This window comes from Gordonia amicalis, assembly GCF_022059885.1.
Lineage (GTDB): Bacteria > Actinomycetota > Actinomycetes > Mycobacteriales > Mycobacteriaceae > Gordonia > Gordonia amicalis.
Genome location: NZ_CP091855.1, coordinates 550,895 through 573,814 on the forward strand (window position 1 = coordinate 550,895; position 22,920 = coordinate 573,814).

Genomic DNA, 22,920 nt, shown 5'->3' on the forward strand with positions numbered 1-22,920 from the left:
GTTTACGGGGGCGGATTTCGGGGGGTGTCGAGGTCAGTCCGACCACACCGAGCGTCGGCTCTCGAACCGGCGCGGCGTGCCGTCGAGCGGATCGGTGAACTCCAGGACGTGTGCGACCAGCCGCAGCGGGGACGTGAAGTCCCCGTGGTCGGGTCGTTCCGCCAGCTCCGGGCGGACATCGGGATACAGCGGATCGTCGACGATGGGGACGCCCAGCGAGGACATGTGCAGCCGCAGCTGATGGGTACGTCCCGTGTGCGGCACCAGCCGGTACACGCCACCGCGGTCGGTCTGCTCGACGAGGGCGATGTCGCTGATGGCGTTGACCGGGCCGTCGACGACGCGCGCCCGCAGATCACCGGCGGTTTTTTCGATACGGTCGCGCACGGTGACGGTGTCGGCGAGCGCCTCGTCGACCGGCGCGAGCGCGCGATACTCCTTGCGCGCCTTCCTCGACGCGAAGAGGTCCTGGTAAGCAGCCCGGACCTCGGGTCGCAAGGTGAAGAGCAGGATGCCGGCGGTGAGGCGGTCGAGACGGTGGGCCGGCGAGATCGTGTCGCTGTCCAACTCGCGCCGGAGTCGCACCAGAGCGGTCTGCGTCACGTGGCGACCCCGCGGCATGGTCGCCAGGAAGTGCGGCTTGTCCACGACGACGATGTTGTCGTCGCGGTAGAGCACCGGGACGTCGAAGGGGATCGGGACCTCGTCGGGGAGATCGCGGTACAGATAGAGCGAGACGTTCACCCGCGACGGCGCGTCGAGGTCGACGGGTTGACCACCGGCGTCGACGATCTCACCCGCGGCGGCGCGCGCCCGCAGTTCCGCGGCGCCGAGGCCCGCGAGACTCGGGGACGCGAGGAGCGCTTCGCCGACGGTGGATTCGGGCCCCGACCGCAAGACCACCCGCGTGGAGTCGACGCCGTCCCTGATCGGAAGCGGCGACGGTCGGGCCCGGCCCCTTCTGCGCGGGGTCAGTTCTCTGCGCCTGTCAGTTCTCTGCGCCTGTCAGTTCTCTGCGCTGTCAGTTCTCTGCGCTGTCAGTTCTCGAGGCGCTTCTTGAGGTTGCCGAGCACCTCGGCCTGAATGCGGTTGAGTCCCTTGGGCGCGAAGGTCTTCTCGAAGAAGCCGCCGATGCCGCCCGCACCGTTCCAGGTGGTGGTGGTCGTGACGCGCGAACCGCTGCCCGACGGGGCGACCTTGTAGGTCGTCACCATGGTGGAGTTGGCGTCGCGCTCGGTGACGGTGTCCGGGGTGACGCTGACGGTCGCCTGCACGTCACGCTGCCGCTTCGAGGTGGCCTGCAGAATCCAGTGCACGACGGTGCCGTCGCCGTTACCGCCGCTGATGACCTTGTAGTCGCGGTACTGCGCCGGGAGGATCGCCGGACGCACGTCGTCGTAATCGGCGAGCGCCCCGATGACGGCGTCCGGAGCGGCGGTGATGTCGATCGATTGTGATGCGGAAACCTGACCCACGATGGACACTCCTCAGGACGAAACGATTGGCGGGCGAACTGATCAAGTCCTAGGCTAACCGGGTGAGCTCTGGGCTGGAGATGGGGGGACAGGCATTTGACCAGGGGGTGTCCACCCTACTGGCCAGCTATCGTGCCATTCCTCCGAACGCGACCGTGCGCCTTGCGAAGAAGACGTCCAACCTCTTCCGCAAACGCGCAGCCAATCCACATCCCGGACTGGACGTCTCCGGACTCGACCGGGTGATCTCGGTCGACCCCGACGCCCGAACCGCCGACGTCGCCGGGATGTGCACCTACGAAAACCTCGTCGCGGCGACCCTGCCCTATGGTCTGGCGCCCCTGGTGGTCCCCCAACTCAAGACGATCACCCTCGGCGGCGCGGTGACCGGCCTCGGCATCGAGAGCACCTCCTTCCGTTCCGGACTCCCGCACGAGTCGGTGTCGGAGATCGACATCCTGACCGGTGACGGTGAGATCATCACCGCCACACCCACCAACGAACATGCCGATCTGTTCTTCGGCTTCCCGAACTCCTATGGCACGCTGGGCTATTCGGTCCGACTGCGCATCGAGCTGGAACCGGTGAAGCCCTACGTCGCGCTGCGCCACGTGCGGTTCACCTCCGTCGCCGAGCTGCAGTCGACGATGGAGACGATCGTCACCGACAAGACATACGACGGCGAGCACGTCGACTACCTCGACGGAGTCGTGTTCTCCGCCAACGAGTCCTACCTCACAGTCGGACGCCAGACCGACGAGGAGGGCGCGGTCAGCGACTACACCGGGATGGACATCTACTACCGCTCCGTCCAGAGCAAGACCACCGACCGTCTCACCATCCACGACTACCTCTGGCGCTGGGACACCGACTGGTTCTGGTGCTCGCGCGCTTTCGGTGCGCAGAACCCGAACATCCGCCGCTGGTGGCCGAAGCGCTACCTGCGCAGCAGCTTCTACTGGAAGCTGATCGCGTTCGACCAGCGCTACGACATCGGCGACCGGCTCAACGCGCGCAAGGGACTTCCGCCGGGTGAACGCGTCGTGCAGGACATCGAGGTGCCGATCGAGCGCACCACCGAGTACGTCGAGTGGTTCCTGGACAACATCCCGATCGAGCCGATCTGGTTGTGCCCGCTGCGTCTCCGCGAACCCGCACTGCCCGGCTCGGACCCGGTCCGCCCGTGGCCGCTGTACCCGCTCGAACCGCAACGCACCTACGTCAACGTCGGCTTCTGGTCGGCCGTGCCGGTCACCCCGGGCGATCCCGGGCACACCAACAAGATCATCGAACGCAAGGTCGCCGAACTCGACGGCCACAAATCGCTGTACTCGGAAAGTTTCTACGAGCCGGACGAGTTCGACGAACTCTACGGCGGTGAGAGTTATCGGCTCCTGAAGAAGCGGTACGACCCCCGCGGCCGTCTTCTGGACCTCTATTCGAAAGCGGTGAAACGCCAATGACGACGTTCAAAGACAGCGCACCCGCCGGTGCGGATCCCCACACCTGGAAAATGTCCTTGTCCGAGATCTTCGAGACCCTCCTCGGCGGCAACCTGTCGATTCGGATCTCGGCATACGACGGCAGCAGCGCCGGCCCGGCAGACGCCCAGTACGGCCTCAACCTTAAGACGCCGCGCGGCACCACCTACCTCGTCACCGCACCCGGTGACCTCGGCCTGGCCCGCGCCTACATCGCCGGCGACCTCGAACTCGTCGGAGCGCATCCCGGCGACCCCTACCCCGCACTCAAGGCTCTCGCGAGCGACCTGGACTTCCACCGCCCCTCGCCGCTGGCCCTGGCGCAGATCGCACGGTCGCTCGGCATCGAGCACTTCAAGCCGATCGCCCCGCCCCCGCAGGAAGCCGTGCCGCGCTGGCGTCGCTTCGCCGAAGGCCTGCGGCACAGCAAGGCTCGTGACGCCGAGGTCATCCACTACCACTACGACGTGTCGAACGCCTTCTACGAGTGGGTCCTCGGCCCCTCGATGACCTACACGTGTGCGGTCTACCCCGACCACGACGCGTCGCTGGAGACCGCGCAGGACAACAAGTATCGCCTCATCTTCGAGAAGCTGCGCCTCAAGCCGGGCGACCGGCTGCTCGACATCGGGTGCGGCTGGGGCGGAATGGTCCGCTACGCCGCCAAGCGCGGCGTTCACGCCATCGGCGCGACGCTGTCCGCCGAGCAGGCCGAGTGGGCGCAGAAGGCCATCGTCGACGAGGGCCTCACCGACCTGGCCGAGGTGCGCCACAGCGATTACCGCGACATCACCGAGTCCGGCTTCGACGCGGTGTCGTCGATCGGTCTGACCGAACACATCGGTGTCAGCAACTACCCGGCCTACTTCGGTTTCATGCGTGACAAGCTGCGTCCGGGCGGAATGCTGTTGAACCACTGCATCACTCGGCCCGACAACGCCAGCCGCAGCAGGGCGGGTTCGTTCATCGACCGCTATGTGTTCCCCGACGGCGAACTCACCGGTTCGGGCAAGATCATCTCCAAGCTCCAGGACATCGGCGGCATGGAGGTCATCCACGAGGAGAACTTCCGCGAGCACTACGCGATGACCCTCCGGGACTGGAACGCCAACCTCGTCGAGCACTGGGACGAGGCTGTCGCCGAGGTCGGTGAGGGCACCGCCCGCCTGTGGGGCCTGTACATGGCGGGCTGCCGGATCGGCTTCAACCGCAACATCATCCAGCTCCACCACGTGCTGGCGACCAAGCTCGACGACCACGGTGGACACCAGGTCCCGCTGCGGCCGTGGTGGAACGCCTGAGTCCCCTCGACCAAACGAAACCCCGTCGGATCACCGGCGGGGTTTCGTCGTTCGAAGGTCTCAGGTGAGGGGGACGTCGATGATCGGCCGGCGGACGTCCGCGCCTGGTCCGTCGAAGTGCCACCATTCGCCGGAGTAGACGCTCAGTCCCCCGGCGGCCATCGCCCGGCGCAGCCCAGCCCGCGCGGCCTGCGCAGACACCGAAACCCCTTGCGTTGCAAATGCGGTCGCGCGTGGAGTGAACGAGTCGAAGTCGGTGCCCATGTCGATACGGCAGAGGTCGCCGACCTTACGCGGAGCCGGACAGCTCGGGTTGCGGACCGCCAGCGTGACGTCGACCGAGCGCCCGGATTCGTGGCTGGTCGAATAGGGGCCGGGTGCCGCGACCCACGCCGGATCGGGCACTTTCCGGAACATGCGCTGCTGCACCGAATGCGGCCGATAGCAGTCCCAGAACACCAGGGTCTCGCCACGGGCCCGCAGCCTCCGGGCCGCGGTCCGCAGGCCCGGAGCCATCGACTCATGGACCAGACAGCGGGCGTTGCGCGGGTACAGCTGCTCACCGACGAAGTTGTCGGTGGTCGCGTACCGCAGATCCAGCACCGCGTCCGCGACGACGGTCTTCACGTCCACCAGTCCGAGGGAACGCGCCTGTTGGTCGACGGTCTGCCGTGGCGTCGACGGCGATCCGTTGGGTGCCGCTTCGGCACCGGCCATCGACAGCATGAGAGCCACCGTCGCCGCAGCCGGCGTCATGACCAGACGTAGAACCGATCGCAATCGCATGTCTGCGTTCTACCAGCCCGTGATCACGACGGTCACTCGATCGGCCGTGCCCCGAGTTCCGACTTGAGCAGCTCGAGGGCCACCAGGTCGGGATCCAGGCGCTGTTCGGGCGCTCCCGTCCTCGCATCGGCGACCATCTCGGCCCGCTCCTCGTCGGGGATGTCCTCGTCCGCGCGTGGCGGCTCGGGCTCCTCCGGTTCGGCCACCGGCTCGGGCGCGGGGGCCGTGGCCACCGACTGGTCCCGGGCACGACTCGGCCGCGAGTACGACTGCCGGGGCTTGGCCTGCGGTTTCGTCGGCTGCCCGCCGCCGGCCACCGACGGCGCGACTGCAGTGCCCGGGGCCTGGTGGACCGTCCGCACGTCGAGCGGTGTGCCGAAGACCTCGGCGAGTGCCTCACGGATGATGGTGACCGCATGCGGCGCGGAGAGTCGTCCGACGAGCACCTCGACCGGATGCGCCAGGACCACCGTGGTGCCCTCCAGATCGGCGATGACCGCCGCCGACAACATCGGCTCGAGACTCTTGGAACGCTCGCGGACCGCTGCCCGGATCTCCGGGTACCGCGTGCGGACGGCGTCGGCGTCGAGTCCACCGGAGGGAGCAGGTTCGGGCTCCGGTTCCGGTTTCGGCTCAGGCACCTTCGCCCGCACCGGCATCGCGTCGGGCGGCGGGACCGAGTACTCGTCGACCGGCTCGTCCGGCAACGGGATGTCGTCGAAGTGGACCGACTGCCCCGGCTCGGGGGCGGGTTCCGTGGCCGGTTCGGCCCCCCGTGCGCGCGACGGTGGCTCCGGCGCCGTCGGGGTGCCGCCGTTCCGGACTGAGGGGGTGACGTCGGTCCGCACGGGTTCCGGCGCCGGCGGCGCTGTTGCCTCTGCCTCGACCGGCGACTCGACTGCGGCGACGGGGAGATCGAGCGTCGGCGCCTCGGCGTCCGGAGCTTCGGTGTCTGGAGCGTCGGTGTCTGGAGCGTCGGCGTCCGGAGCTTCGGCGTCCGGAGCTTCGACGTCTGCGGATTCGAGGTCCCCGAGATCGAGCGCATCCGGGTCGGGGAGGGCGTCGAGCGCAGGCTCCTCGACACTCAGCTCCTCGAGCATGTCCGCGTCGTCGGTGGTGTCCTCGACGTCGGCCATCAGCGCGACTGGATCGGCAACGACCGGCTCCGCAACGACCGACTCCTCGACCACAGGTGTCTCGAAAACCGGGTCAGCGGCCACGGGTTCAGCGGCGACGGGTTCAGCGGCCACGGGCTCGGGTGCCGGCGCGACAGGCTCCGGCGCGGTTGGTGTCGGCGGTGTCGGCATCGGCGCCGGGGGCGTCGGGGGCGGGGGCGTCGGTGCCACGACGGCGACATCGGCCTCGGCTTCCTCCGCCGCGGCGCGACGGGCCTCTTCAGCCGCCTTCGCCTCTTCCATCGCCTTACGCTGCGACGGGCGCACGAACTTCGGTTCCGGTTCTGGCTCAGCGGGTTTCGCCGGCACCGGGATCGACGTCGAACCGATCCCCGATTCCAGACGCTCGAGCCGCTGCAGCAGAGCGGCGTCGTCGTTCGACACCGCGGGCAGCAACATGCGCGCGCACATCACCTCGAGGAGGAGGCGCGGCGACGTGGTGCCGCGCATCTCGCCGAGGGCGTCGTGCACGATCTCGGCGAAGCGCGTCAACGAGGCGGGACCGAGCGTCTCGATCTGACTCTGCATGCGTGCGAGCTGATCGCCCGGCGCCTCGACGAGCCCACGGTCGGCAGCATCGGGAACGGCCTGCAGCAGGATCAGGTCGCGGAGTCGTTCGAGGAGGTCGACCGCGAAACGGCGGGGATCGTGACCCGCGTCGACGACCTTCTCGACGGCCCCGAACAACGCCGCGCCGTCGGCCGACGCCAATGCGTCGACGGCGGTGTCGATGAGGGCGATGTCGGTGACACCGAGCAGCGCGAGTGCACGCTCGTAGGCGACGCCCTGGTCGTCGGCGCCGGCGAGGAGCTGATCGAGGATCGACAGCGAGTCACGCGGCGAACCCCCACCGGCACGGATGACCAGTGGGTAGACCTCGGGTGCGACCGTCACACCCTCGCGCTCGCAGATCTTCTCCAGCAGACCGCGCATGACCGGCGGGGCGAGCAGACGGAACGGATAGTGGTGCGTGCGCGAGCGGATCGTCGGCAGCACCTTCTCCGGCTCGGTCGTCGCGAACACGAAGATGAGATGCTCCGGCGGCTCCTCGACGATCTTGAGCAGTGCGTTGAAGCCGGCGTTGGTCACCATGTGTGCCTCGTCGACGATGAACACGCGATAACGCGACTCGGCCGGCGCGTAGAACGCGCGGTCACGCAACTCGCGGGTGTCGTCGACGCCGCCGTGGCTGGCCGCGTCGAGTTCGATGACGTCGAGATTGCCTGGTCCACCGGGAGCGAGCGCCACGCACGACGAGCACGTGCCGCAGGGCCGCGAGGTAGGGCCTTCGGCACAGTTCAACGACCGCGCCAGGATTCGCGCCGACGACGTCTTGCCACAGCCGCGCGGACCAGAGAAGAGGTACGCGTGGTTGATGCGCCCGGAGTCGAGGGCACGGCTCAACGGATCGGTGACGTGCTCCTGCCCCACGACGTCGGCGAAGGTAGCCGGGCGATAGGTGCGATACAGAGCCACGCGTCGAGAGTACCGGCGACCCGTGACATCGGATGCGCCTGCCTCACACTGCGGGCGATGCCCCTGTCTCGGGTGCGTCACCCATCAGCTCGCCGGCGGTTCCGACCAGGTCATCGACCATCTCGTCGGACAGATCCACGTGGTCGGCGTGGGTCCGGACGGACGGTTCGACAGCCTGGGAGCTGCCACCGTCGGCCTGATCGGTGGGCAATCCGCCATCGGCGATGCCCGCTACCGCGACCCCGGGAGCGATGACTGCAGCCGGGTCGGACTCGGTGGCCGAACGGGAACCGAAGAACCGGAGGGCGACGACCGTCGCGATCAGAATCCCGAGATACGCCCACAGATACGGGCTGACGGTGAACCAGTTGAGCCAGGTGACCCGCGTCTTCACGTAGAGACCCGTGTAGTAGGCGTCGGGCAGGAGCCCCGGGACATGCGTCGGCCACGCGAACGCCAGCAGCACGACGGCCGTGGCGGATGCTGCCGCCAGGCCACGTTCGACCTGGGTGCGTCGGGTGTCGAGAGCCAGGTGGACGCCGGCCACCACGATCGGCACGAACCAGACCCAGTGGTGACCCCACGACATCGGCGAGACCACACATGCGGTCATGCCGACGATGCTGATCGCCACCAGTTCCTGCCCTCGGCGATGGGCGTAGGCGGCGACCGCGAAACCGGCGACGAGGGCGGTCACGACCAGTGCGGCCCACAGGAGAGTCGACGGATCGTCGGTGTCGAGGTGGTTCGCGAGCATCCCGCGGATCGACTGGTTGCCGCGCAGCTGCGCCGAGCCGACACGGTCGGACTGGAACAGCTTGCCGGTCCAGTAGGCCCACGAGTCACGCGGAAGCGCGATGAAGCCGATCGCCACCGTCATGGCGAATCCGCCGATGACCCCGAAGAACGCTCGCCAATTGCGTTGCACCGCGTAGTAACCGGCGAAGATCAGCGGCGTCAGTTTGATTCCCGCGGCGATACCGGTGCCGATGCCCTTGGTCTTGCTGGTGTCGGGACGGGTGAGGTCCGCCAGGATCAGCAGCATCAGGAAGACGTTGATCTGGCCGTACCAGATGGTCGTCCGGACGGGTTCGAGCAGCATCGCCACCGCGACCAGCGCCATCGCGATCACGCGCAGCGTCCACGTGACCGGCCGGCCCAGGCTGCGGAAGCTCAGCATGACGACGAGGTAGAGGGCGACCACGATGCCCGCGGTCCACAGCCATCGCGCCACGTCGAACGAGATCCACGCGAGAGGTGTGAAGAGCAACGCCGAGAACGGCGAGTACGTGTAGTCGAGGTCGCCGATCATCTTGACGTCGTAGAGGCTGGCACCCTCGGTGACGGCTTGAGCTCCCTGCCGATACACGGCCAGGTCGATCTGATTGTTGAGCAGACCCCAGAACTGGGCTCCCCAGGGCACGACGACATCCTGGAGTGCCAGAGCGATGACCCCGACGATGGCGAAACCGGATGCGAGAAGAACCGGCCTGGGCAGATTCACGATTTACAAGAGTGGCATATGGATCGGTGCATACCGGTTCACTCCCGCCGAATGAGAGCTATCTAACGTTGCGTGGGCGTTTCGATGCGGCGTGTCGGCGAGACGAGTGGCTCAGTTGCGCTCCGCCAGCAGGGTCTCGGCCGACGCGAGGAGCACGCACGTCGCGACCCCGTCCATCGCGGCCCGCAGGTCGTCGGTGTTCGGGAAGGTCGGCGCCAGACGGATGTTCCGGTCGTGCGGATCGGTCTTGTAGGGGAACGCGGATCCGGCACCGGTCAGGGCGATCCCGGCTTGTTTCGCCAGTTCGATGGTGCGTCGGGCCGCGCCGTCGACGACGTCGAGGCTGATGAAGTAGCCGCCCTCGGGCTCCGACCACGAAGCGACCTTCGACTCGGCCAGCCGATCCTCGAGGATGTCGAGCACCAGCTTGAACTTCGGCGCCAGGATCTCGCGGTGGCGGGCCATGTGGGCGCGCACGCCGTCGGCGTCACCGAAGAACTTGAGGTGACGCAGCTGGTTGACCTTGTCCGGACCGATGGTCTTGAAGCCGAGGTACTTGCTGAACCAGGCGATGTTCTCGTCCGACGACCCGAAGAACGACACGCCGCCACCCGCGAACGTGATCTTCGACGTCGAGCCGAGGACGTACACGCGATTGGGGTGCCCGGCCTCGGCGGCCATCTCGAGGACAGGCAGCTGCGTCGGCGCGGCATCGACCAGGGTGTGAACCGCGTAGGCGTTGTCCCAGTAGATACGGAAGTCGGGGGCGGCCGGCATCGCGAGCAGGCCGCGTGTCACCTCTTCGGAGAACGTGACGCCGGTCGGGTTGGAGTAGGTGGGCACCGCCCACAGACCCTTGATGCTCGGGTCGTTGGCGACGAGCTCGGCGCAGAGCCGGACATCTGGACCGTCCGGGAGCATCGGCACCGGGATCATCTCGATGCCGAAGCTCTCGGTGATCGCGAAGTGCCGGTCGTATCCGGGGGCCGGGCACAGGAACTTGATCTTCTGGCGGCCCCACGGTTCGTCGGAATCGACGGTGCCGTGCAGCAGGCCGAAGACCGTGAGGTCGTGCATGAGTTCGAGGCTGGAGTTGCCGAACGCGATCAGGTTCTTCGGGTCGACGGCGAGGAGCTCACCGAAGATCTCGCGCAGCTCGGGCAATCCGACGAGGCCGCCGTAGTTGCGGGTGTCGGTGCCGTTGCCGTCGCGGTAGTCGTCGCCGGGCAGGGACAGCAGCGCGTTGGACAGATCCAGCTGTTCGGGAGCCGGCTTGCCGCGCGTGAGATCGAGCTCGAGACCCAGGGCGGCCAGCTCGTCGTAGCGCTTCTTCAGGTCCGCCTGGGTGTCACGTAGTTGGTCGGCACTCATCGAGTGGAAATTCAACGTTGGACCTCTCGCGCTGGACGCCGGCGCGGGTGTCCGACGACACAGACCTGGAAAAATGAATCGGGGATATAGGGGACCCCGCGCACCCGAGAGAGCCCGTTGACCCTTGCTGCCTTCCGGCCCTGGGGGAGTTCACAGGATGCACGCCGCGCGGGATCCGTCGTCCAGTGTAGCGAGGGTTCACGGCTGGGCGACACCGGGTCTTCGCGACGTCGCGGCGGGCACCTCCGCGCAGGTCCTGGCGGGTTACGAACCGGAGATACGACGAAGGTCCGCGGTGCGACCCCCTTGCGGGAGTGCACCACGGACCTTCGGTGGCGGAGGATAGGGGATTCGAACCCCTGAGGGCTGTTAACCCAACCCGCGTTCCAGGCGAGCGCCATAGGCCACTAGGCGAATCCTCCAACGACGAGATGATAGCCGCCGGGCACGCCCACACCCAAACCCGCTTGCCGGTCACGCGAACCGCACTAGGGTCGGGGGCATGTCCGATTCCTCTCCCGTCGTCGTCATCGGAGCCACCGGCGGTCAGGGCGGCGCGGTGCTCGACGCGCTGCTCGAGGCCGGTGTCGCAGTGCGCGCACTCGTCCGCGACGCCGTGTCGTCGAAAGCGGCGGTGCTCGCCGATCGCGGCGTGGAACTCGCCGTCGGTGACATCGTCAGCGGCGTAGGCCTAACCGATGCGTTCACCGGCGCGGCGGGCGCCTTCGCGCTGACGACGCCCTTCGAGTCCGGCGTCGACGCCGAGGTCGCCCAGGGCACCGCGCTGATCGAGGCGGCGACCGCGGCCTCGCTCCCCTATCTCGTCTTCTCGTCGGTGGCCTCCGCCGACCGCGACACCGGTGTCCCTCACTTCGACTCCAAGTTCGAGGTGGAGAAAATGCTCGCCGGCACCGGCATCCCGCACACGATCGTGGGGCCGGCCTACTTCTACGACAACCTGCTCGCCGGTGCCGACGCCCTCGCCGCCGGGGTCATGCCGATCGCGATGCCCGCCGACAAACCGCTGCAACAACTCTCACGTCGCGACCTCGGTCGTTTCGTGGCGACGCTGTTCCAGGACCCGGGTGCGCATGCCGGTGAACGCATCGACATCGCCTCCGACGAGCTGACGCCCGCCGAGATGGCGCGGGCCGTAGGCGACGTGCTGGGCACCACCGTGAGTGCGGAATCCTATGACCCCGAACGCATCCCGTCAGCCGACCTGAGCGCGATGTTCGCCTTCCTCGGTGACCGCGGGTACGAGGTGGACATCCCTGGGCTGCATCGCCGGTTCCCCGAAATCGAGTGGCAGACCTTCGCCGAGTGGGCGGCGGAGGCGCTGCGCCGCTGACCGGAGAACCTTCCGTATGACGTTGAACCCGGAAACCGGGCACAACGTCATACGCGTCTGCAGCGACTCACGCGTCGGAGCGTCGGTTGCCCTTCTCGTCCCAGTGCTCCGCGACCTTCTTGCTGGGCTGCACGCGTGGCGGCTCGCCCGGCATCTTCGGGTAGCTGGGCGGATAAGGCATGTCACCGAGGCCGTTTGCGTCATCCGTCTGCACCATCTCGAGCAACTTCTCGATGCCACGGCGGTGATCGGCGATGTCGACCCACGGATCACCGCGGTCCTCGAGCAGGTTCGGGACCGTCGCCATGGTGCAGTCGTCGGGATCGACGTCTTCGAGTTCGGCCCACGTCACCGGCGTCGACACGCGTCCGGTCGCACTGCGTCGTACCGAGTAGGGCGAGGCCATCGTGCGGTCACGGGCGTTCTGGTTGAAGTCGATGAAGATCCGTTCCCCCCGTTCCTCTTTCCACCATGACGTGGTGACGTGGTCCGCGTCCCGGCGTTCGAGTTCACGTGCGAGCGCAATGACACAGCGCCTGGTGGCGATGAAGTCCCACCGGGGTTCGATGGGGACGTACACGTGAATTCCCCGGCCACCGGAGGTCTTCACGAAGCCGGTGAAGCCGAGTTCGTCGAGCAGCGGCCGCAAGCCGTCGATCGCCACGCGCCGCACATCGTCGAACGTCGTGCCGGGTTGCGGGTCGAGGTCGATGCGGAGCTGATCGGGATGGTCGTTGTCCGGATGCAGGGTCGGCCAGGTGTGGAAGGTGACGGTGCCGAGATTGGCCGCCCACACCAGATCCGCAGGCACCGTGGGACGGATGGCGTCCCCGGTCCGCTTGGACGGGAACACGATCGGCGTGGACTGCACGTGTTCCGGACGCTTCTTGGCGATGTGCTTCTGATAGATCTCCTCCCCCTCGACGCCGTCGGGGAATCGTTGCAGGAACGTCGGCCGGTCTCGGGTCGCGCGCATGAGCGGTCCGTCGCCGCTGTCGTCGACGCCGAGTGCGACGGTCCGGTAGTACCCCACGAGATCCCGCTTGCGGCCACCGTTCTCGCCGAGTTCGGGGAAATAGATCTTGTCCGGGTTGCTGAGCCGCACAGCGACTCCGGCGACGTCGAGTTCTTCAGCGGGAGAACGTGATGCCATGGTCATTCCCCTTCCAGGACGTCGTGCAGGTCGTAGGTGAGCGGAACCTCGAGCTGGTCATAGCCGCAGCTCTGGGGGTCTCGGTCCGGCCGCCAGCGCAGGAACTTCACGGTGTGCCGGAAGCGCTGGTTCTCCATCTGGTCGTAGGCGAACTCCGCGACCAGTTCGGGGCGGATAGGGATCCACTCCCCCGACTTCTCCGACCGCCACCGGGTGGGTTCACCCGGCGCCGGCTTCCCAGGGTCGAGCCGCATCGGCTCGAACATCTCCTGCAGCTCAACACGTTTGGCATCGGAGAACGCCCCCGCACCGCCGACCATGCGCAACTCGCCGTCGTCGCCGTAGAGCCCGAGAAGCATCGAGCCGATCCCCCTGCCCGACTTGTGAATCCGATAGCCGAAGATCACGCAGTCCGCGGTCCGCTTGTGTTTGACCTTCAGCATCTCGCGTTTGTTCTCGACGTACACCCCGTCGAGCCGTTTGGCCACGACCCCGTCCAGGCCGGCCCCCTCGAAAGCGGAGAACCAGTCCTCGGCAACGGCGGGATCGGCGGTGACCCGGCTGACGTGCATCCGCCGGTCCCGTCCACCGGGCCCGACCGCGCGCAACAACGCCTCTCGACGGACCGCGAACGGTTCCCCGTTCACCGCGGTCGACTCCAGGGCGAGTGCGTCGAAACCGATGAAGATGGCGGGCGTCTTCTCGGCGAGCATGCTGACCCGCGACTCGGCGGGATGAATGCGCTGCGCGAGGGAATCCCAGTCGAGACGGTGCGTGTCACCGATCAGTGCGGGTACCCCGATCTCGCCGTCCAGGACGACCCGGTCGGGCAACTCCGCCTTCGCCGCCGCCACGATCTCCGGAAAGTAGCGGGCGAGGTCCTTCCCGCCGCGAGAACCGATCGCCACCTCGTCGCCGTCGCGGAAGATCAGGGCGCGGAAACCATCCCACTTGGGTTCATACGACCAGACCGTCTCGCCGTCGGGCTGTGGCGGTACGGCGGTGACCGCCTTGGCCAGCATCGGGGCTACGGGCGGCATGACCGGAAGATCCATGGCTTCACTGTTCCTCACACCTCCGGGCGCTGGCAACGATCCGCCCGGAACTCCGGGACAACCGTCGGGTCCGGCGCGCCCGTCGGGACGCACCGCAGGGGCAGACCGTCGGCGGCGCCGGTTCTCATCGCGGCTCGTCGAGCCGAGGCGGTAACCTCGACGCGATGTCGACACAGCACGCAGCGGGCCGGTACGCACCGTCCCCGTCGGGCGACCTCCACGTCGGCAACCTCCGAACGGCCATGCTGGCCTGGTTGTTCGCCCATACGACGGGTCGCCGTTTCCTCATCCGCATGGAAGATCTCGACCGCGCCGTCGCCGGCGCCGACGCCCGGCAACTCGCCGACCTCGCCTCGCTCGGTATCGACTGGGAGATCCCGGTCGTCTACCAGACCGCGCGACGCGACATCTACCGCGACATCATCGCCCGGCTCCGCGACGCCGGTCGAACCTTCGAATGCTTCTGCACGCGTCGCGAGATCCTCGAGGCGCCGTCCGCTCCCCACGCGCCGCACGGCGCCTACCCCGGTACCTGCCGCCATCTGACCGACGCCGAGCGCGCCGAGAAGATCGCCGCCGGACGGCCGCCCGCGATCCGCATCCTGGCCGACACCACCGAGTTCACGGTCACCGACCTGCTCCACGGCACCTTCACCGGCATGGTCGACGACTTCGTGATCCAGCGCAACGACGGCACTCCGGCCTACAACCTGGCCGTCGTGGTCGACGACGCCGCGCAGGGTGTCGACCAGGTGGTCCGCGGCGACGACCTGCTGTCGTCGGCTCCGCGTCAGGCCTACCTCGCGACACTGCTCGGCGAGACGCCACCGACCTACGCACACGTGCCGATGGTGCTCAACCCCGCCGGCGTCCGACTCTCCAAGCGAGACGGCGCGGTCACCCTCACCGACCTGGCGGCGGCCGGAGTCTCGGCAGCCACCGTGCTCTCGCACCTCGCGCAGTCGCTGGGTCTCGCCGGACGCGGCGAAGCCGTCGACCTCCCGACGCTGGCGGCCCGCTTCGTCCCCAAGGCTCTCCCCCGCGAACCCTGGCTGCTGGGCCCGACGGAGTGGGCCTCCACTGCCTGAGTGCTACGCCGTCGTCGCCAGCAACCTCTGCAGCAGGTCGTTGAGGGTGATCAGTCCGATGGCCCGCCCCGAGTCCGTCACCAGGGCGAGGTGGGCCCGCCTCTCACGCATGGCGGCGAGAGCCTCGTAGACCGGTTGTGCGGATTCGATCCGCAACACCGGGCGCATGAGGTCGGCGGCCGTGGCACCCGGCTCGGCGCGCAGGCTGTCGCGCACATGCACGACGCCGTGCACCGGGCCACCGTCGGCGTCACGAACCAGCAGACGCAGGTGGCCGGAAACCCGTCCGACCGTCTGGATCTCGTCAGCGCTCGCGGTCGGCGGCACCGCCGCCAGGATGTCATTGGGCGTGACGACGTCCGCGAGGGACAGCGACTCGAGTTCAAGCGCGCTGGTCAGGTGCGCGTGATAGCGCTCGTCGAGTGTCCCGACCGTCGCCGAGTGCTCGACCAGATGGCGCAACGCGTCACTGTCCTGGCCGGTGGCGACCTGATCCACGGGTTCGACACCCACGCGCCGCAGGCACCAGTTCGCGAGATGGTTGAGCTGCACGATGACCGGCCGCGTCACCCACATGAACGCACGCATCGGCAGGGCCAGCACGATCGCCGACCGCTCCGGGTGCGCGATCGCCCACGACTTCGGCGCCATCTCGCCGACCACCAGGTGCAGGAAGGTCACGATGATGAGCGCCACCACGAAGCCGACGACGTCGGCGGACCAGTAGGGCAGGCCCCAGCTCTCGAACAGCGGCGTGAGCCAATGGTGCACAGCAGGTTTCGTGACCGAGCCCAACGCGAGTGTGCAGACGGTGATGCCGAGCTGCGAACCCGCGAGCAACACGGACAGCTCCGACGCGCTGCGGAGGGCCGCCCGGGCGCTGCCGCTCGTCGCGGCCTCGTCCTCCAGCCGGTGGCGTCGGGCAGCGATCAACGCGAACTCGACGGCGACGAAGAAGGCGCTGGCCGCGATGAGCACGACGGTGATCACCGCGACGATCCACGGGTTATCCATTGTCGGCCTCCCGTCCGGCATCCGATCCTGCTGCGTCGGAGCCCACTTCGGCCCCGCGCGACACCGACACCAGGGCCGGCACATGCTTCTCCACCTCGAGGACCTGCACGCGCACCACACGAGGCGGCGCGTCACCGTCGTCGAACAGCGCGGCCGGATCGGGGTCGATGCTGATCGCCATCGTCTCCCCGACCGCGGGGAGACCCACGAACTCCGCGATCACCAGTCCGGCGATCGTCTCGTAATCGCCCTCGGGCAGTTCCCAACCGATCGCGCGGGAGACCTCGTCGACGTGGGCGTCGCCCCGGACGCGCCAGCCGTCGGCGGTCTCCTCGATCGTTGCGATGCTCTCGGGATCGTGTTCGTCGTCGATCTCGCCGACCAGTTCCTCGGCGATGTCCTCGGCGGTCACCACGCCGGCGAAACTGCCGTACTCGTCGATGACGATGGCCATCTCCTCGTCTGCGGTGGAGAGGTTCTCCAGCACCTCCGGCAGCGGCAGCGTCGACGGGACCACGACGGCCCGGCGGCACAGATCACCTGCGGTGGCCGACGGGTCGGCCCGGGCGGGTTCCTTCTTCAGCGCGTACGACCACTCGAGCAGATCGTGGAGATGAACCACTCCGCGCACCTCGTCGTCGGTACCGGCGGTCACCGGGTACCGCGTGTGTCCGGTACTCATCCGATCGAGCACCTCCGACGCGGGCAGCCCGGCATCGACCAGGTCGGTGTGCGGCCGCGGGATCATCGCATGTTCGGCTGTGCGCGTGGGAAACTCGAGAACGCGGTCGAGCAGCACGGACAGGTCCTCGGGCAGCTCGCCGGCATCACGCGACTCGGCGACTATGTGTTCGAGGTCGCGGACCGACGCCGAGTGCTCGACGTCGTGGACCGGTTCGATCCGCAGGGCGCGCAGCAGCAGATTCGAGGCCTTGTCGAACAACGCGATCAACCAGCCGAAGACGGTCAGATAGATAGTGGTGGACCGGGCGAGCCACAGCGCGACCGGTTCCGGCCGGGCGATCGCCAGGTTCTTGGGAAACAGCTCGCCGAACACCATCTGCACGACCGTGGAGAACAGGATCGCGATGACCGTGCCGATCGCGACACCGACACCCACCGGGATGCCGACGTTGTTCAGCAGGTCACCGACCCCGGAACCGATCAGGGGTTCGGCGACGTAACCGACGAGCAGGCCGGTGACGGTGATGCCGAGTTGGGCTCCGGAAAGCATGAACGACGTGCGCCGGGTGACGGAGAGTGCGCGTTTCGCGGCGGCGTCACCGGATTCGGCACGGGCTTTCAGGCGGGAGCGGTCGACCGCCATGAAGCCGAATTCCTGGGCCACGAAGTAGCCGGTCACGGCCGTGATCGCGAGGACCACCAGGATTCCCAGGAGGATTCCGAGAACGGTCAGCATGTCGCCATCCGATCAGGATCGACGCCCGGGGCGTCGGGGAAGATCTCGCAGGGGGCTGCTCGTTCCGAACTCGGTTCGGAACTGGGTGCGGACGGGTGTCGTCGGCGTTTTCGGCGCTTTGCGCGTCTCATCGTCTCTCTCGCTGGTACTCGAATACCCCTACAGGGTGCCGAGTCTTCGGGGTGGCTCGCAACTGCTTGCGATGGGAACACAACGAACGACTGTCACGCACGGTTCCCCGACGTGACCCACCGCGCTCCCGCGGACAGGGTCAATCTCGCATCGACCCGTAGTAGCGACGCAGGAATTCGTCCCGGTACTCGACGTAGGTGCCGTTCTCGATCGCCTGACGTGCACGGTCGACGAGTGTGACGATGAACGACACGTTGTGCAGGGTCGCGAGCGTCGGACCGAGCCCCTCCTTCGCCTTGAACAGGTGGTGGAGGTAGGCCCGGCTGTACTGCGAGGTGTAGTTGTCGATCTCGGGGTCGAGCTGCCGGAAGTCATTGCGATACTTGGCATTCGTCACGTTGTACCGGCCGTCGAGCGAGTAGATCGCGCCGTTTCGGGCGACGCGCGTGGGCGACACGCAGTCGAAGGTGTCGACGCCGTTCTCTATCGCGGTGAAGATGTCGTCGGGCTCGCTGATGCCCAGCAGATGCTTCGGCGCATCCTCCGGCAGTTCGTCGTTGACCCAGCCGACGATCGTGCCGAGGTTGTGCTTCTCGAGCGCGCCGCCGATGCCGTAGCCGCCGAATCCCTTTCCGCCCGCGTCACGATCGGCCTCACTCAGGGCGACGAGATCGCGTGAAGCCTTGCGCCGCAGGTCCTCGTACTGGGCTCCCTGGATCACGCCCCACAACGACTGCTGGGGACGGTGCGCGCGTTCGACGCTCAGGCGGTTGTGCTCGACCAGGCAGCGGAGGGCCCAGAGTCGGGTGCGCTCGAGCGAGCTCTCCTGGTACGCACGGGTGTTCATCAGGGTGGTGAGCTCATCGAAGGCGAAGATGATGTCTGCACCGAGCTGGTGCTGGATCTGCATCGACACCTCGGGAGTGAAGCGATGGGCCGAGCCGTCGAGGTGCGACTTGAACGTCACGCCGTCGTCATCGACGCGCGAGAGCCGTTCCTTGCCGTTGGCGGTGAGCTCGTCGTCGGGGTTGCTGACCTCCATGGCGATGACCTTCTTGAAGCCGGCGCCGAGCGACATGACCTGGAATCCGCCGCTGTCGGTGTAGGTCGGACCCCGCCAGTTCATGAAGGCACCGAGCCCGCCGGCCTGATCGATGATCTCGGGACCCGGCTGCAGGTAGAGGTGGTAGGCATTCGCGAGGACCGCCTGCGCGCCCAGCGCGGAGACCGACTCGGGCAGGACGGTCTTCACGGTCGCCTTGGTACCCACCGGGATGAAGGCGGGGGTCTGGATCTCGCCGTGCGCGGTGGCGATCACCCCGGTACGGCCCCGGGTGCCGGGGAGGGTGGTTCCGACGGTGTAGGCGGGGTCGGTGACTTCGGTTCCGGTACTGCTCACCGGTGCATCCTCCCAGGTCGGCGCCCTCCACCCAAACCGGCGGCGCGATCGTCGGGCCCGTCGGACGCCGCGAGGACGCCGCGGTTCGATGTTCCGCCGATTCGATACGGTGGGGCCATGTCGTGCAGAACGCGCCGCGCCATCTCCTCCGGGACCAGGCTCGCCACCACCGCTCTCGGCCTGTCATTGGCCCTGTTCACGCTGTCCGCGTGCGGCGAGGAGCAGGACGTCACCGACACGTCTGCGACCGCCGGGAACAGCGCGGCGCCCGCGGCGGAGCAACCAGCCGACGCTCCGTCGACCTCGGCCCCCGTGGTCGCCGGCCGCAAGCCCGCGTCGACCCGTGCCGAATCCGTCACACCGCGCGCCGACGCGGACGATTCCGCCCGGAGCGGCCCCGGCGCCACCTGCGGCACCATCCCCGGGCCGGACGGCGCACTACGTGTTCTGATCCTCGCCGGCGACGTCGATTGCGACCAGGCGAAGACGATCGGCGGCGAGTACGGCCCCAAGATCGTCAGCGGCACTCAGCAGTCGGTCTCCGGCTGGACATGCGGACCGTCGCAGTTGCAGGGCGTGCTCGCCGCCTGTCAGAAGGACACCACCGTCATCGGTTTCGCGCCCTGACCCGACCCGCTCGCCGGACGGCTTGACCCTCACGCGACGTCAGACCCCAAGGTTGCCCATGTGAGTGAAGAGAAGCGTCACCCGCAGCGCGATCATCCACCGGGCCTGACCGTGGGCGCCGTCGCGGGGATGGTCGGGGTCAGCGTGCGCACGCTGCACCACTACGACCAGATCGGGCTGGTGACACCGTCGCGCCGCACGACGGCCGGATACCGCGTCTACGACGACACCGACGTCGAACGGCTCTACCGTGTCCTGACCTACTGCGAACTGGGCTTCTCACTCGAGCGGATAGCGACCCTGCTCGACGATCCCGATGCGGACGAACTGCATCAGCTCCGGACGCAGCACGCGCTGCTCACCGACCGGATCGATCGCTTGCACCGGATGGTCGTAGCGGTGGAGGAGATGATGACCACGAAGAAACGCGGAATCCAACTGTCCGCGGCCGAGCAGCGAGAGATCTTCGGCGACGACTGGCGCGGCGAAGAGTACAGCGCGGAGGCCGAACAACGGTGGGGCGAGACCGATGCGTGGCAGGAGAGCCGGAAACGCGTCGCCCGGTTCTCGAAGGAGGACTGGCGCAACATCAAGGCCGAGACCGATGACCTCGAACGGCGCCTTGCCGACGCGATGCTCCAGGGACTGACACCCGGATCTGCCGAAGCCGACGCGCTCGCCGAGGAACACCGTGCCCAGATCGGGCGGTTCTACGACTGCTCGCACGAGATGCACGTCGGACTCGCCGACATGTACGTCGCCGACCCGCGCTTCACCGCGCACTACGACGAACAGGCACCCGGGCTGGCCGTCTATCTGCGTGAGGTCATCCGGACCAACGCCGCGAAACACATCTGATCGCGGCGCCGGCCCGGCATCGGTGTCACTGGTCCAGATAACGCGTCCGAAGTGTCTCCGGGACAGCGGGATCCAGGCCCAGCCCGTCGCGGAAGTAGCCCTCGACGTCGCCGTACTCGGCGGTCATCTCGTCGAACGCATCCTCGAGGTACTGCCGCCGGACGCCGAGAATCGCCGACAGGATGTCCGGATCACCGCCGGCCTTCTCGAATGACGCGAAGACCGGATGCAGTGCCGGGATCAGTTCGTCGTTGGTGAGCAGGTAGTCCTCGAACACCTCGTCGCGACCGACGCCGAGCACCGTGAGGAACGTCGCGGCGCCCCAGCCGGTGCGGTCCTTGCCGGTCGTGCAGTGGAACAGTGCCGCCCCGGGTCCGGCCGGCTCGGCCAGGGCCTCGAAGAACTTCCGGTAGGACGTACGGGCACTCGGTAGGTTCACGATCTGCCGATAGGTACCCGCCATCATCGCTTCGGCCTGCCCACCGCCGAGGGCTTTGTTGGCCTGGGCGACCATCGCCGGGTCGGCGAACACTTCGTTGAGACGGGCCGGCATCGCGGTCGACGAGTCGGCCAGGACGTCGAGGTGGGTGTCGGTGACGCCCGGCAGGTCCGGGTCGGGTGCAGCGTCCCGCTCGGCAGCGGTACGGAAGTCGTAGACGGCCGTGATCCCCAACTCGTCGAACTCGGCCAGGTCATCCCCGGCCAGACGGTGCAGCTCGGTGGACCGGAACACCAGGCCGGCCCGCACCCGGCGTCCGTCGGCAGTCGTCCAACCACCGAGGTCCCGGAGATTCGGCACAGTGGCGAGCGCCACGGCATGACCATGGGTGAGATCTGTCATGAAAGAGATTCTGACAGCCCAATCCGATCGGTCTTCGGCGACGAATGCCACGCGTGTTCAATCTGTGCCAAAAAACTCCTACCGACGATCCCGTGAGGCACTCTGATGACGTTGGGTCGACGAGGAGTTGGCCGTCGGTTTACCGATACCCGTGAGTAACAGAAAGATCGTGCCGTCTTAGGAGATGACTCAGAGATGACCTTTCTCTTCCCTGGGAAAATGCACAACAAAAGCGCAGCCCATGCGATTCCGGTCACATCATGAGGATTACCCCCGATCACCCCAAAGGTGCTGTTCGCGGGAGGTAGCGGGCAGTGATATCCGAACCTCTGCGGCGTTACAGGCCGTCCAGGAAAATTTCGTGCCATGATCCTCCACGACGGCCTGAGCGGCCGCATTGAAAAGCCGGATATTCCTGGGCTAAGTTCCCATTCATGTCCAGCAAAGTGGCGGTTCACGGTCGCGCAATCATCCGAAATATACGGGTATTCGACCGGCCGTCCGAAGGACTGATCGACGGCACCGACCCACTGACCGAGGGCAACGCCGAGCGGATCTTCGAGAACCTCTGATTCAGCCCCTGCCTGTCGTACCGCCTTCCGGCGGTACGGCAGGCAAGTCGGTTGTACCGACCCCCAAGAGAAAGTTGGACGATGTGGTCTTCGGATCGGGCGGCAGCGATGCGTGACGCCCCGGAGCCTGGCGGCACCCCCACTGACGCAACCCTGATCGAAGCCCGCGACCTCTCCGTGGACGCTTCCTGGGGCCACATCTACGGTCCGGTCGACCTCCGGGTCCGAACCGGCGGAGTCACCGTCCTCGCCGGGCCGGAGGGCCGTGGCCGAACTGCATTGTTGCTCACGCTGGCGGGTCGCATGCGCCCGACGACAGGCGAGTTGGTCGCCTTCGACCGCTCGAACGACGCCCACCATCTGTTCAAGAACGCTGCGGTGGCATGGATCGACGAGGTCGACGACATCGAACAGACCATTCGCGTCAGCGACGTCATCACCGAGCAGATCCGGTGGTCAGCACCTTGGTACAAGTGGGTCACGCCTGCGGTCGAGGAAGACCTCGAGCGCATCTGCCGACCCGTCTTCGGCCCGTACCCCCTGCCCGCGATGGAGTCGTTCGTCGAAGAACTCCCCGAGCTGACCGCTGCCCTCTTCCGTATCGCGGTGGGCAACCTGCGACGTCCGCCGCTGCTGGTCGTCGGCGGGGTGGACAACCTGACGCGAAGCCAGAACCAGCTTCACCTGATGGACCGTCTCGTGGACCTGGGCCGCACCCAGACCGTGATCACCGCCGACATCAACGCCGTGTCCCCGGCCGGCGGTGTTCGTGACGTCATCGGTGTCCACAACCTCACAGATGGCCAGTTCGTCGGCCTCGAGCACGAAGATCGGACGTAGA

20 protein-coding genes, 1 tRNA gene and 1 other RNA gene are annotated in these 22,920 nt (G+C 67.4%); 8 read left to right on the forward strand and 14 right to left on the reverse strand.

The window, feature by feature from the left end; genetic code table 11:
- Positions 1-33: 33 nt before the first annotated feature.
- Both IHQ52_RS02595 and IHQ52_RS02600 read right to left on the reverse strand, forming a co-directional pair.
- Entirely contained in the window at positions 34-930 is an 897-nt protein-coding gene (locus IHQ52_RS02595) for a pseudouridine synthase (RefSeq protein ID WP_193748685.1), read from the reverse strand.
- A gap of 107 nt (positions 931-1,037) precedes the next feature.
- Positions 1,038-1,475: an SRPBCC family protein gene (locus IHQ52_RS02600; protein ID WP_006435163.1), complete on the reverse strand. Its 438-nt coding sequence runs from the start codon at positions 1,473-1,475 to the stop codon at positions 1,038-1,040.
- Positions 1,476-1,555: 80 nt separating this feature from the next.
- On the opposite strand from IHQ52_RS02600, the gene IHQ52_RS02605 reads away from it, so the two are divergent.
- On the forward strand, positions 1,556-2,938 hold the full coding sequence (locus IHQ52_RS02605; RefSeq protein ID WP_006435164.1) for an FAD-binding oxidoreductase: 1,383 nt from the start codon (positions 1,556-1,558) through the stop codon (positions 2,936-2,938).
- On the forward strand, positions 2,935-4,257 hold the full coding sequence (locus IHQ52_RS02610; protein WP_024499599.1) for a class I SAM-dependent methyltransferase: 1,323 nt from the start codon (positions 2,935-2,937) through the stop codon (positions 4,255-4,257). The genes IHQ52_RS02605 and IHQ52_RS02610 overlap by 4 nt, the downstream gene beginning before the upstream one ends.
- Positions 4,258-4,317: 60 nt before the next feature.
- On the opposite strand, the gene IHQ52_RS02615 is transcribed toward IHQ52_RS02610, so the two are convergent.
- The 6 genes from IHQ52_RS02615 to IHQ52_RS02640 all read right to left on the reverse strand — a co-directional run bounded on the left by IHQ52_RS02615 (position 4,318) and on the right by IHQ52_RS02640 (position 10,991).
- Positions 4,318-5,043: a M15 family metallopeptidase gene (locus tag IHQ52_RS02615; protein WP_006435166.1), complete on the reverse strand. Its 726-nt coding sequence runs from the start codon at positions 5,041-5,043 to the stop codon at positions 4,318-4,320.
- A 32-nt stretch (positions 5,044-5,075) separates the two neighbouring features.
- Entirely contained in the window at positions 5,076-7,694 is a 2,619-nt protein-coding gene (locus IHQ52_RS02620; RefSeq protein WP_006435167.1) for a DNA polymerase III subunit gamma and tau, read from the reverse strand.
- Positions 7,695-7,737: 43 nt separating this feature from the next.
- Positions 7,738-9,198: a glycosyltransferase 87 family protein gene (locus IHQ52_RS02625; protein ID WP_006435168.1), complete on the reverse strand. Its 1,461-nt coding sequence runs from the start codon at positions 9,196-9,198 to the stop codon at positions 7,738-7,740.
- Between the two features lie 111 nt (positions 9,199-9,309).
- Positions 9,310-10,584 carry an aspartate aminotransferase type Ic gene (locus IHQ52_RS02630; RefSeq protein WP_006435169.1) on the reverse strand — a complete coding sequence of 425 codons (1,275 nt, stop codon included), beginning with the start codon at positions 10,582-10,584 and terminating at the stop codon, positions 9,310-9,312.
- Between the two features lie 70 nt (positions 10,585-10,654).
- An RNA gene (gene ffs / locus IHQ52_RS02635) (signal recognition particle sRNA small type) lies at positions 10,655-10,749 on the reverse strand.
- A 153-nt stretch (positions 10,750-10,902) separates the two neighbouring features.
- Positions 10,903-10,991 (reverse strand) — tRNA-Ser (locus IHQ52_RS02640).
- Positions 10,992-11,071: 80 nt separating this feature from the next.
- Here IHQ52_RS02640 and IHQ52_RS02645 point away from each other — a divergent pair.
- The gene (locus tag IHQ52_RS02645; RefSeq protein WP_006435170.1) at positions 11,072-11,920 is read left to right on the forward strand and encodes an NmrA/HSCARG family protein; all 849 of its coding nucleotides are present in this window, start codon (positions 11,072-11,074) and stop codon (positions 11,918-11,920) included.
- Positions 11,921-11,987: 67 nt separating this feature from the next.
- On the opposite strand, the gene IHQ52_RS02650 is transcribed toward IHQ52_RS02645, so the two are convergent.
- Positions 11,988-13,073, reverse strand: coding sequence for a DNA polymerase domain-containing protein (locus IHQ52_RS02650; RefSeq protein WP_024499601.1), 1,086 nt, complete (start codon positions 13,071-13,073; stop codon positions 11,988-11,990).
- 2 nt (positions 13,074-13,075) lie between these two features.
- Positions 13,076-14,128 carry an ATP-dependent DNA ligase gene (locus IHQ52_RS02655; protein ID WP_006435172.1) on the reverse strand — a complete coding sequence of 351 codons (1,053 nt, stop codon included), beginning with the start codon at positions 14,126-14,128 and terminating at the stop codon, positions 13,076-13,078.
- 164 nt (positions 14,129-14,292) lie between these two features.
- Between IHQ52_RS02655 and gluQRS the strand changes: the two genes are divergently transcribed.
- The gene (gene gluQRS, locus IHQ52_RS02660) at positions 14,293-15,216 is read left to right on the forward strand and encodes a tRNA glutamyl-Q(34) synthetase GluQRS (RefSeq protein WP_006435174.1); all 924 of its coding nucleotides are present in this window, start codon (positions 14,293-14,295) and stop codon (positions 15,214-15,216) included.
- A 3-nt stretch (positions 15,217-15,219) separates the two neighbouring features.
- Here the strand turns inward: gluQRS and IHQ52_RS02665 are convergent, their stop codons facing one another.
- The 3 genes from IHQ52_RS02665 to tgt all read right to left on the reverse strand — a co-directional run bounded on the left by IHQ52_RS02665 (position 15,220) and on the right by tgt (position 19,181).
- Positions 15,220-16,230: a hemolysin family protein gene (locus IHQ52_RS02665; protein WP_006435175.1), complete on the reverse strand. Its 1,011-nt coding sequence runs from the start codon at positions 16,228-16,230 to the stop codon at positions 15,220-15,222.
- Entirely contained in the window at positions 16,223-17,650 is a 1,428-nt protein-coding gene (locus tag IHQ52_RS02670) for a hemolysin family protein (protein WP_024499604.1), read from the reverse strand. The genes IHQ52_RS02665 and IHQ52_RS02670 overlap by 8 nt, the downstream gene beginning before the upstream one ends.
- Before the next feature lie 271 nt (positions 17,651-17,921).
- Entirely contained in the window at positions 17,922-19,181 is a 1,260-nt protein-coding gene (gene tgt / locus IHQ52_RS02675) for a tRNA guanosine(34) transglycosylase Tgt (protein WP_006435177.1), read from the reverse strand.
- Positions 19,182-19,298: 117 nt separating this feature from the next.
- Here tgt and IHQ52_RS02680 point away from each other — a divergent pair, with 117 nt between their 5' ends.
- Positions 19,299-19,808, forward strand: coding sequence for a hypothetical protein (locus IHQ52_RS02680; RefSeq protein WP_006435178.1), 510 nt, complete (start codon positions 19,299-19,301; stop codon positions 19,806-19,808).
- A gap of 60 nt (positions 19,809-19,868) precedes the next feature.
- Entirely contained in the window at positions 19,869-20,666 is a 798-nt protein-coding gene (locus IHQ52_RS02685; protein ID WP_420871223.1) for a MerR family transcriptional regulator, read from the forward strand.
- Positions 20,667-20,691: 25 nt separating this feature from the next.
- Here the strand turns inward: IHQ52_RS02685 and IHQ52_RS02690 are convergent, their stop codons facing one another.
- The gene (locus IHQ52_RS02690) at positions 20,692-21,507 is read right to left on the reverse strand and encodes a tyrosine-protein phosphatase (protein ID WP_238064061.1); all 816 of its coding nucleotides are present in this window, start codon (positions 21,505-21,507) and stop codon (positions 20,692-20,694) included.
- A 434-nt stretch (positions 21,508-21,941) separates the two neighbouring features.
- On the opposite strand from IHQ52_RS02690, the gene IHQ52_RS02695 reads away from it, so the two are divergent.
- Together IHQ52_RS02695 and IHQ52_RS02700 are read left to right on the forward strand one after the other, a co-directional pair.
- Positions 21,942-22,079, forward strand: coding sequence for a hypothetical protein (locus tag IHQ52_RS02695; RefSeq protein WP_238064062.1), 138 nt, complete (start codon positions 21,942-21,944; stop codon positions 22,077-22,079).
- A 108-nt stretch (positions 22,080-22,187) separates the two neighbouring features.
- The gene (locus tag IHQ52_RS02700) at positions 22,188-22,919 is read left to right on the forward strand and encodes an ATP-binding cassette domain-containing protein (RefSeq protein WP_238064264.1); all 732 of its coding nucleotides are present in this window, start codon (positions 22,188-22,190) and stop codon (positions 22,917-22,919) included.
- Position 22,920: the final 1 nt, after the last annotated feature.

Excerpts from the sequence above, each read along its gene's own strand:
- IHQ52_RS02695 (WP_238064062.1), top strand. The coding sequence starts at position 21,942 with ATGTCCAGCAAAGTGGCGGTTCACGGTCGCGCAATCATCCGAAATATA.
- IHQ52_RS02650 (WP_024499601.1), bottom strand. The coding sequence starts at position 13,073 with ATGGCATCACGTTCTCCCGCTGAAGAACTCGACGTCGCCGGAGTCGCT.
- IHQ52_RS02670 (WP_024499604.1), bottom strand. The coding sequence starts at position 17,650 with ATGCTGACCGTTCTCGGAATCCTCCTGGGAATCCTGGTGGTCCTCGCG.
- IHQ52_RS02690 (WP_238064061.1), bottom strand. The coding sequence starts at position 21,507 with ATGACAGATCTCACCCATGGTCATGCCGTGGCGCTCGCCACTGTGCCG.
- IHQ52_RS02610 (WP_024499599.1), top strand. The coding sequence starts at position 2,935 with ATGACGACGTTCAAAGACAGCGCACCCGCCGGTGCGGATCCCCACACC.
- IHQ52_RS02645 (WP_006435170.1), top strand. The coding sequence starts at position 11,072 with ATGTCCGATTCCTCTCCCGTCGTCGTCATCGGAGCCACCGGCGGTCAG.
- IHQ52_RS02655 (WP_006435172.1), bottom strand. The coding sequence starts at position 14,128 with ATGGATCTTCCGGTCATGCCGCCCGTAGCCCCGATGCTGGCCAAGGCG.
- IHQ52_RS02605 (WP_006435164.1), top strand. The coding sequence starts at position 1,556 with ATGGGGGGACAGGCATTTGACCAGGGGGTGTCCACCCTACTGGCCAGC.
- IHQ52_RS02665 (WP_006435175.1), bottom strand. The coding sequence starts at position 16,230 with ATGGATAACCCGTGGATCGTCGCGGTGATCACCGTCGTGCTCATCGCG.
- IHQ52_RS02700 (WP_238064264.1), top strand. The coding sequence starts at position 22,188 with ATGCGTGACGCCCCGGAGCCTGGCGGCACCCCCACTGACGCAACCCTG.
- gluQRS (WP_006435174.1), top strand. The coding sequence starts at position 14,293 with ATGTCGACACAGCACGCAGCGGGCCGGTACGCACCGTCCCCGTCGGGC.
- IHQ52_RS02615 (WP_006435166.1), bottom strand. The coding sequence starts at position 5,043 with ATGCGATTGCGATCGGTTCTACGTCTGGTCATGACGCCGGCTGCGGCG.
- IHQ52_RS02680 (WP_006435178.1), top strand. The coding sequence starts at position 19,299 with ATGTCGTGCAGAACGCGCCGCGCCATCTCCTCCGGGACCAGGCTCGCC.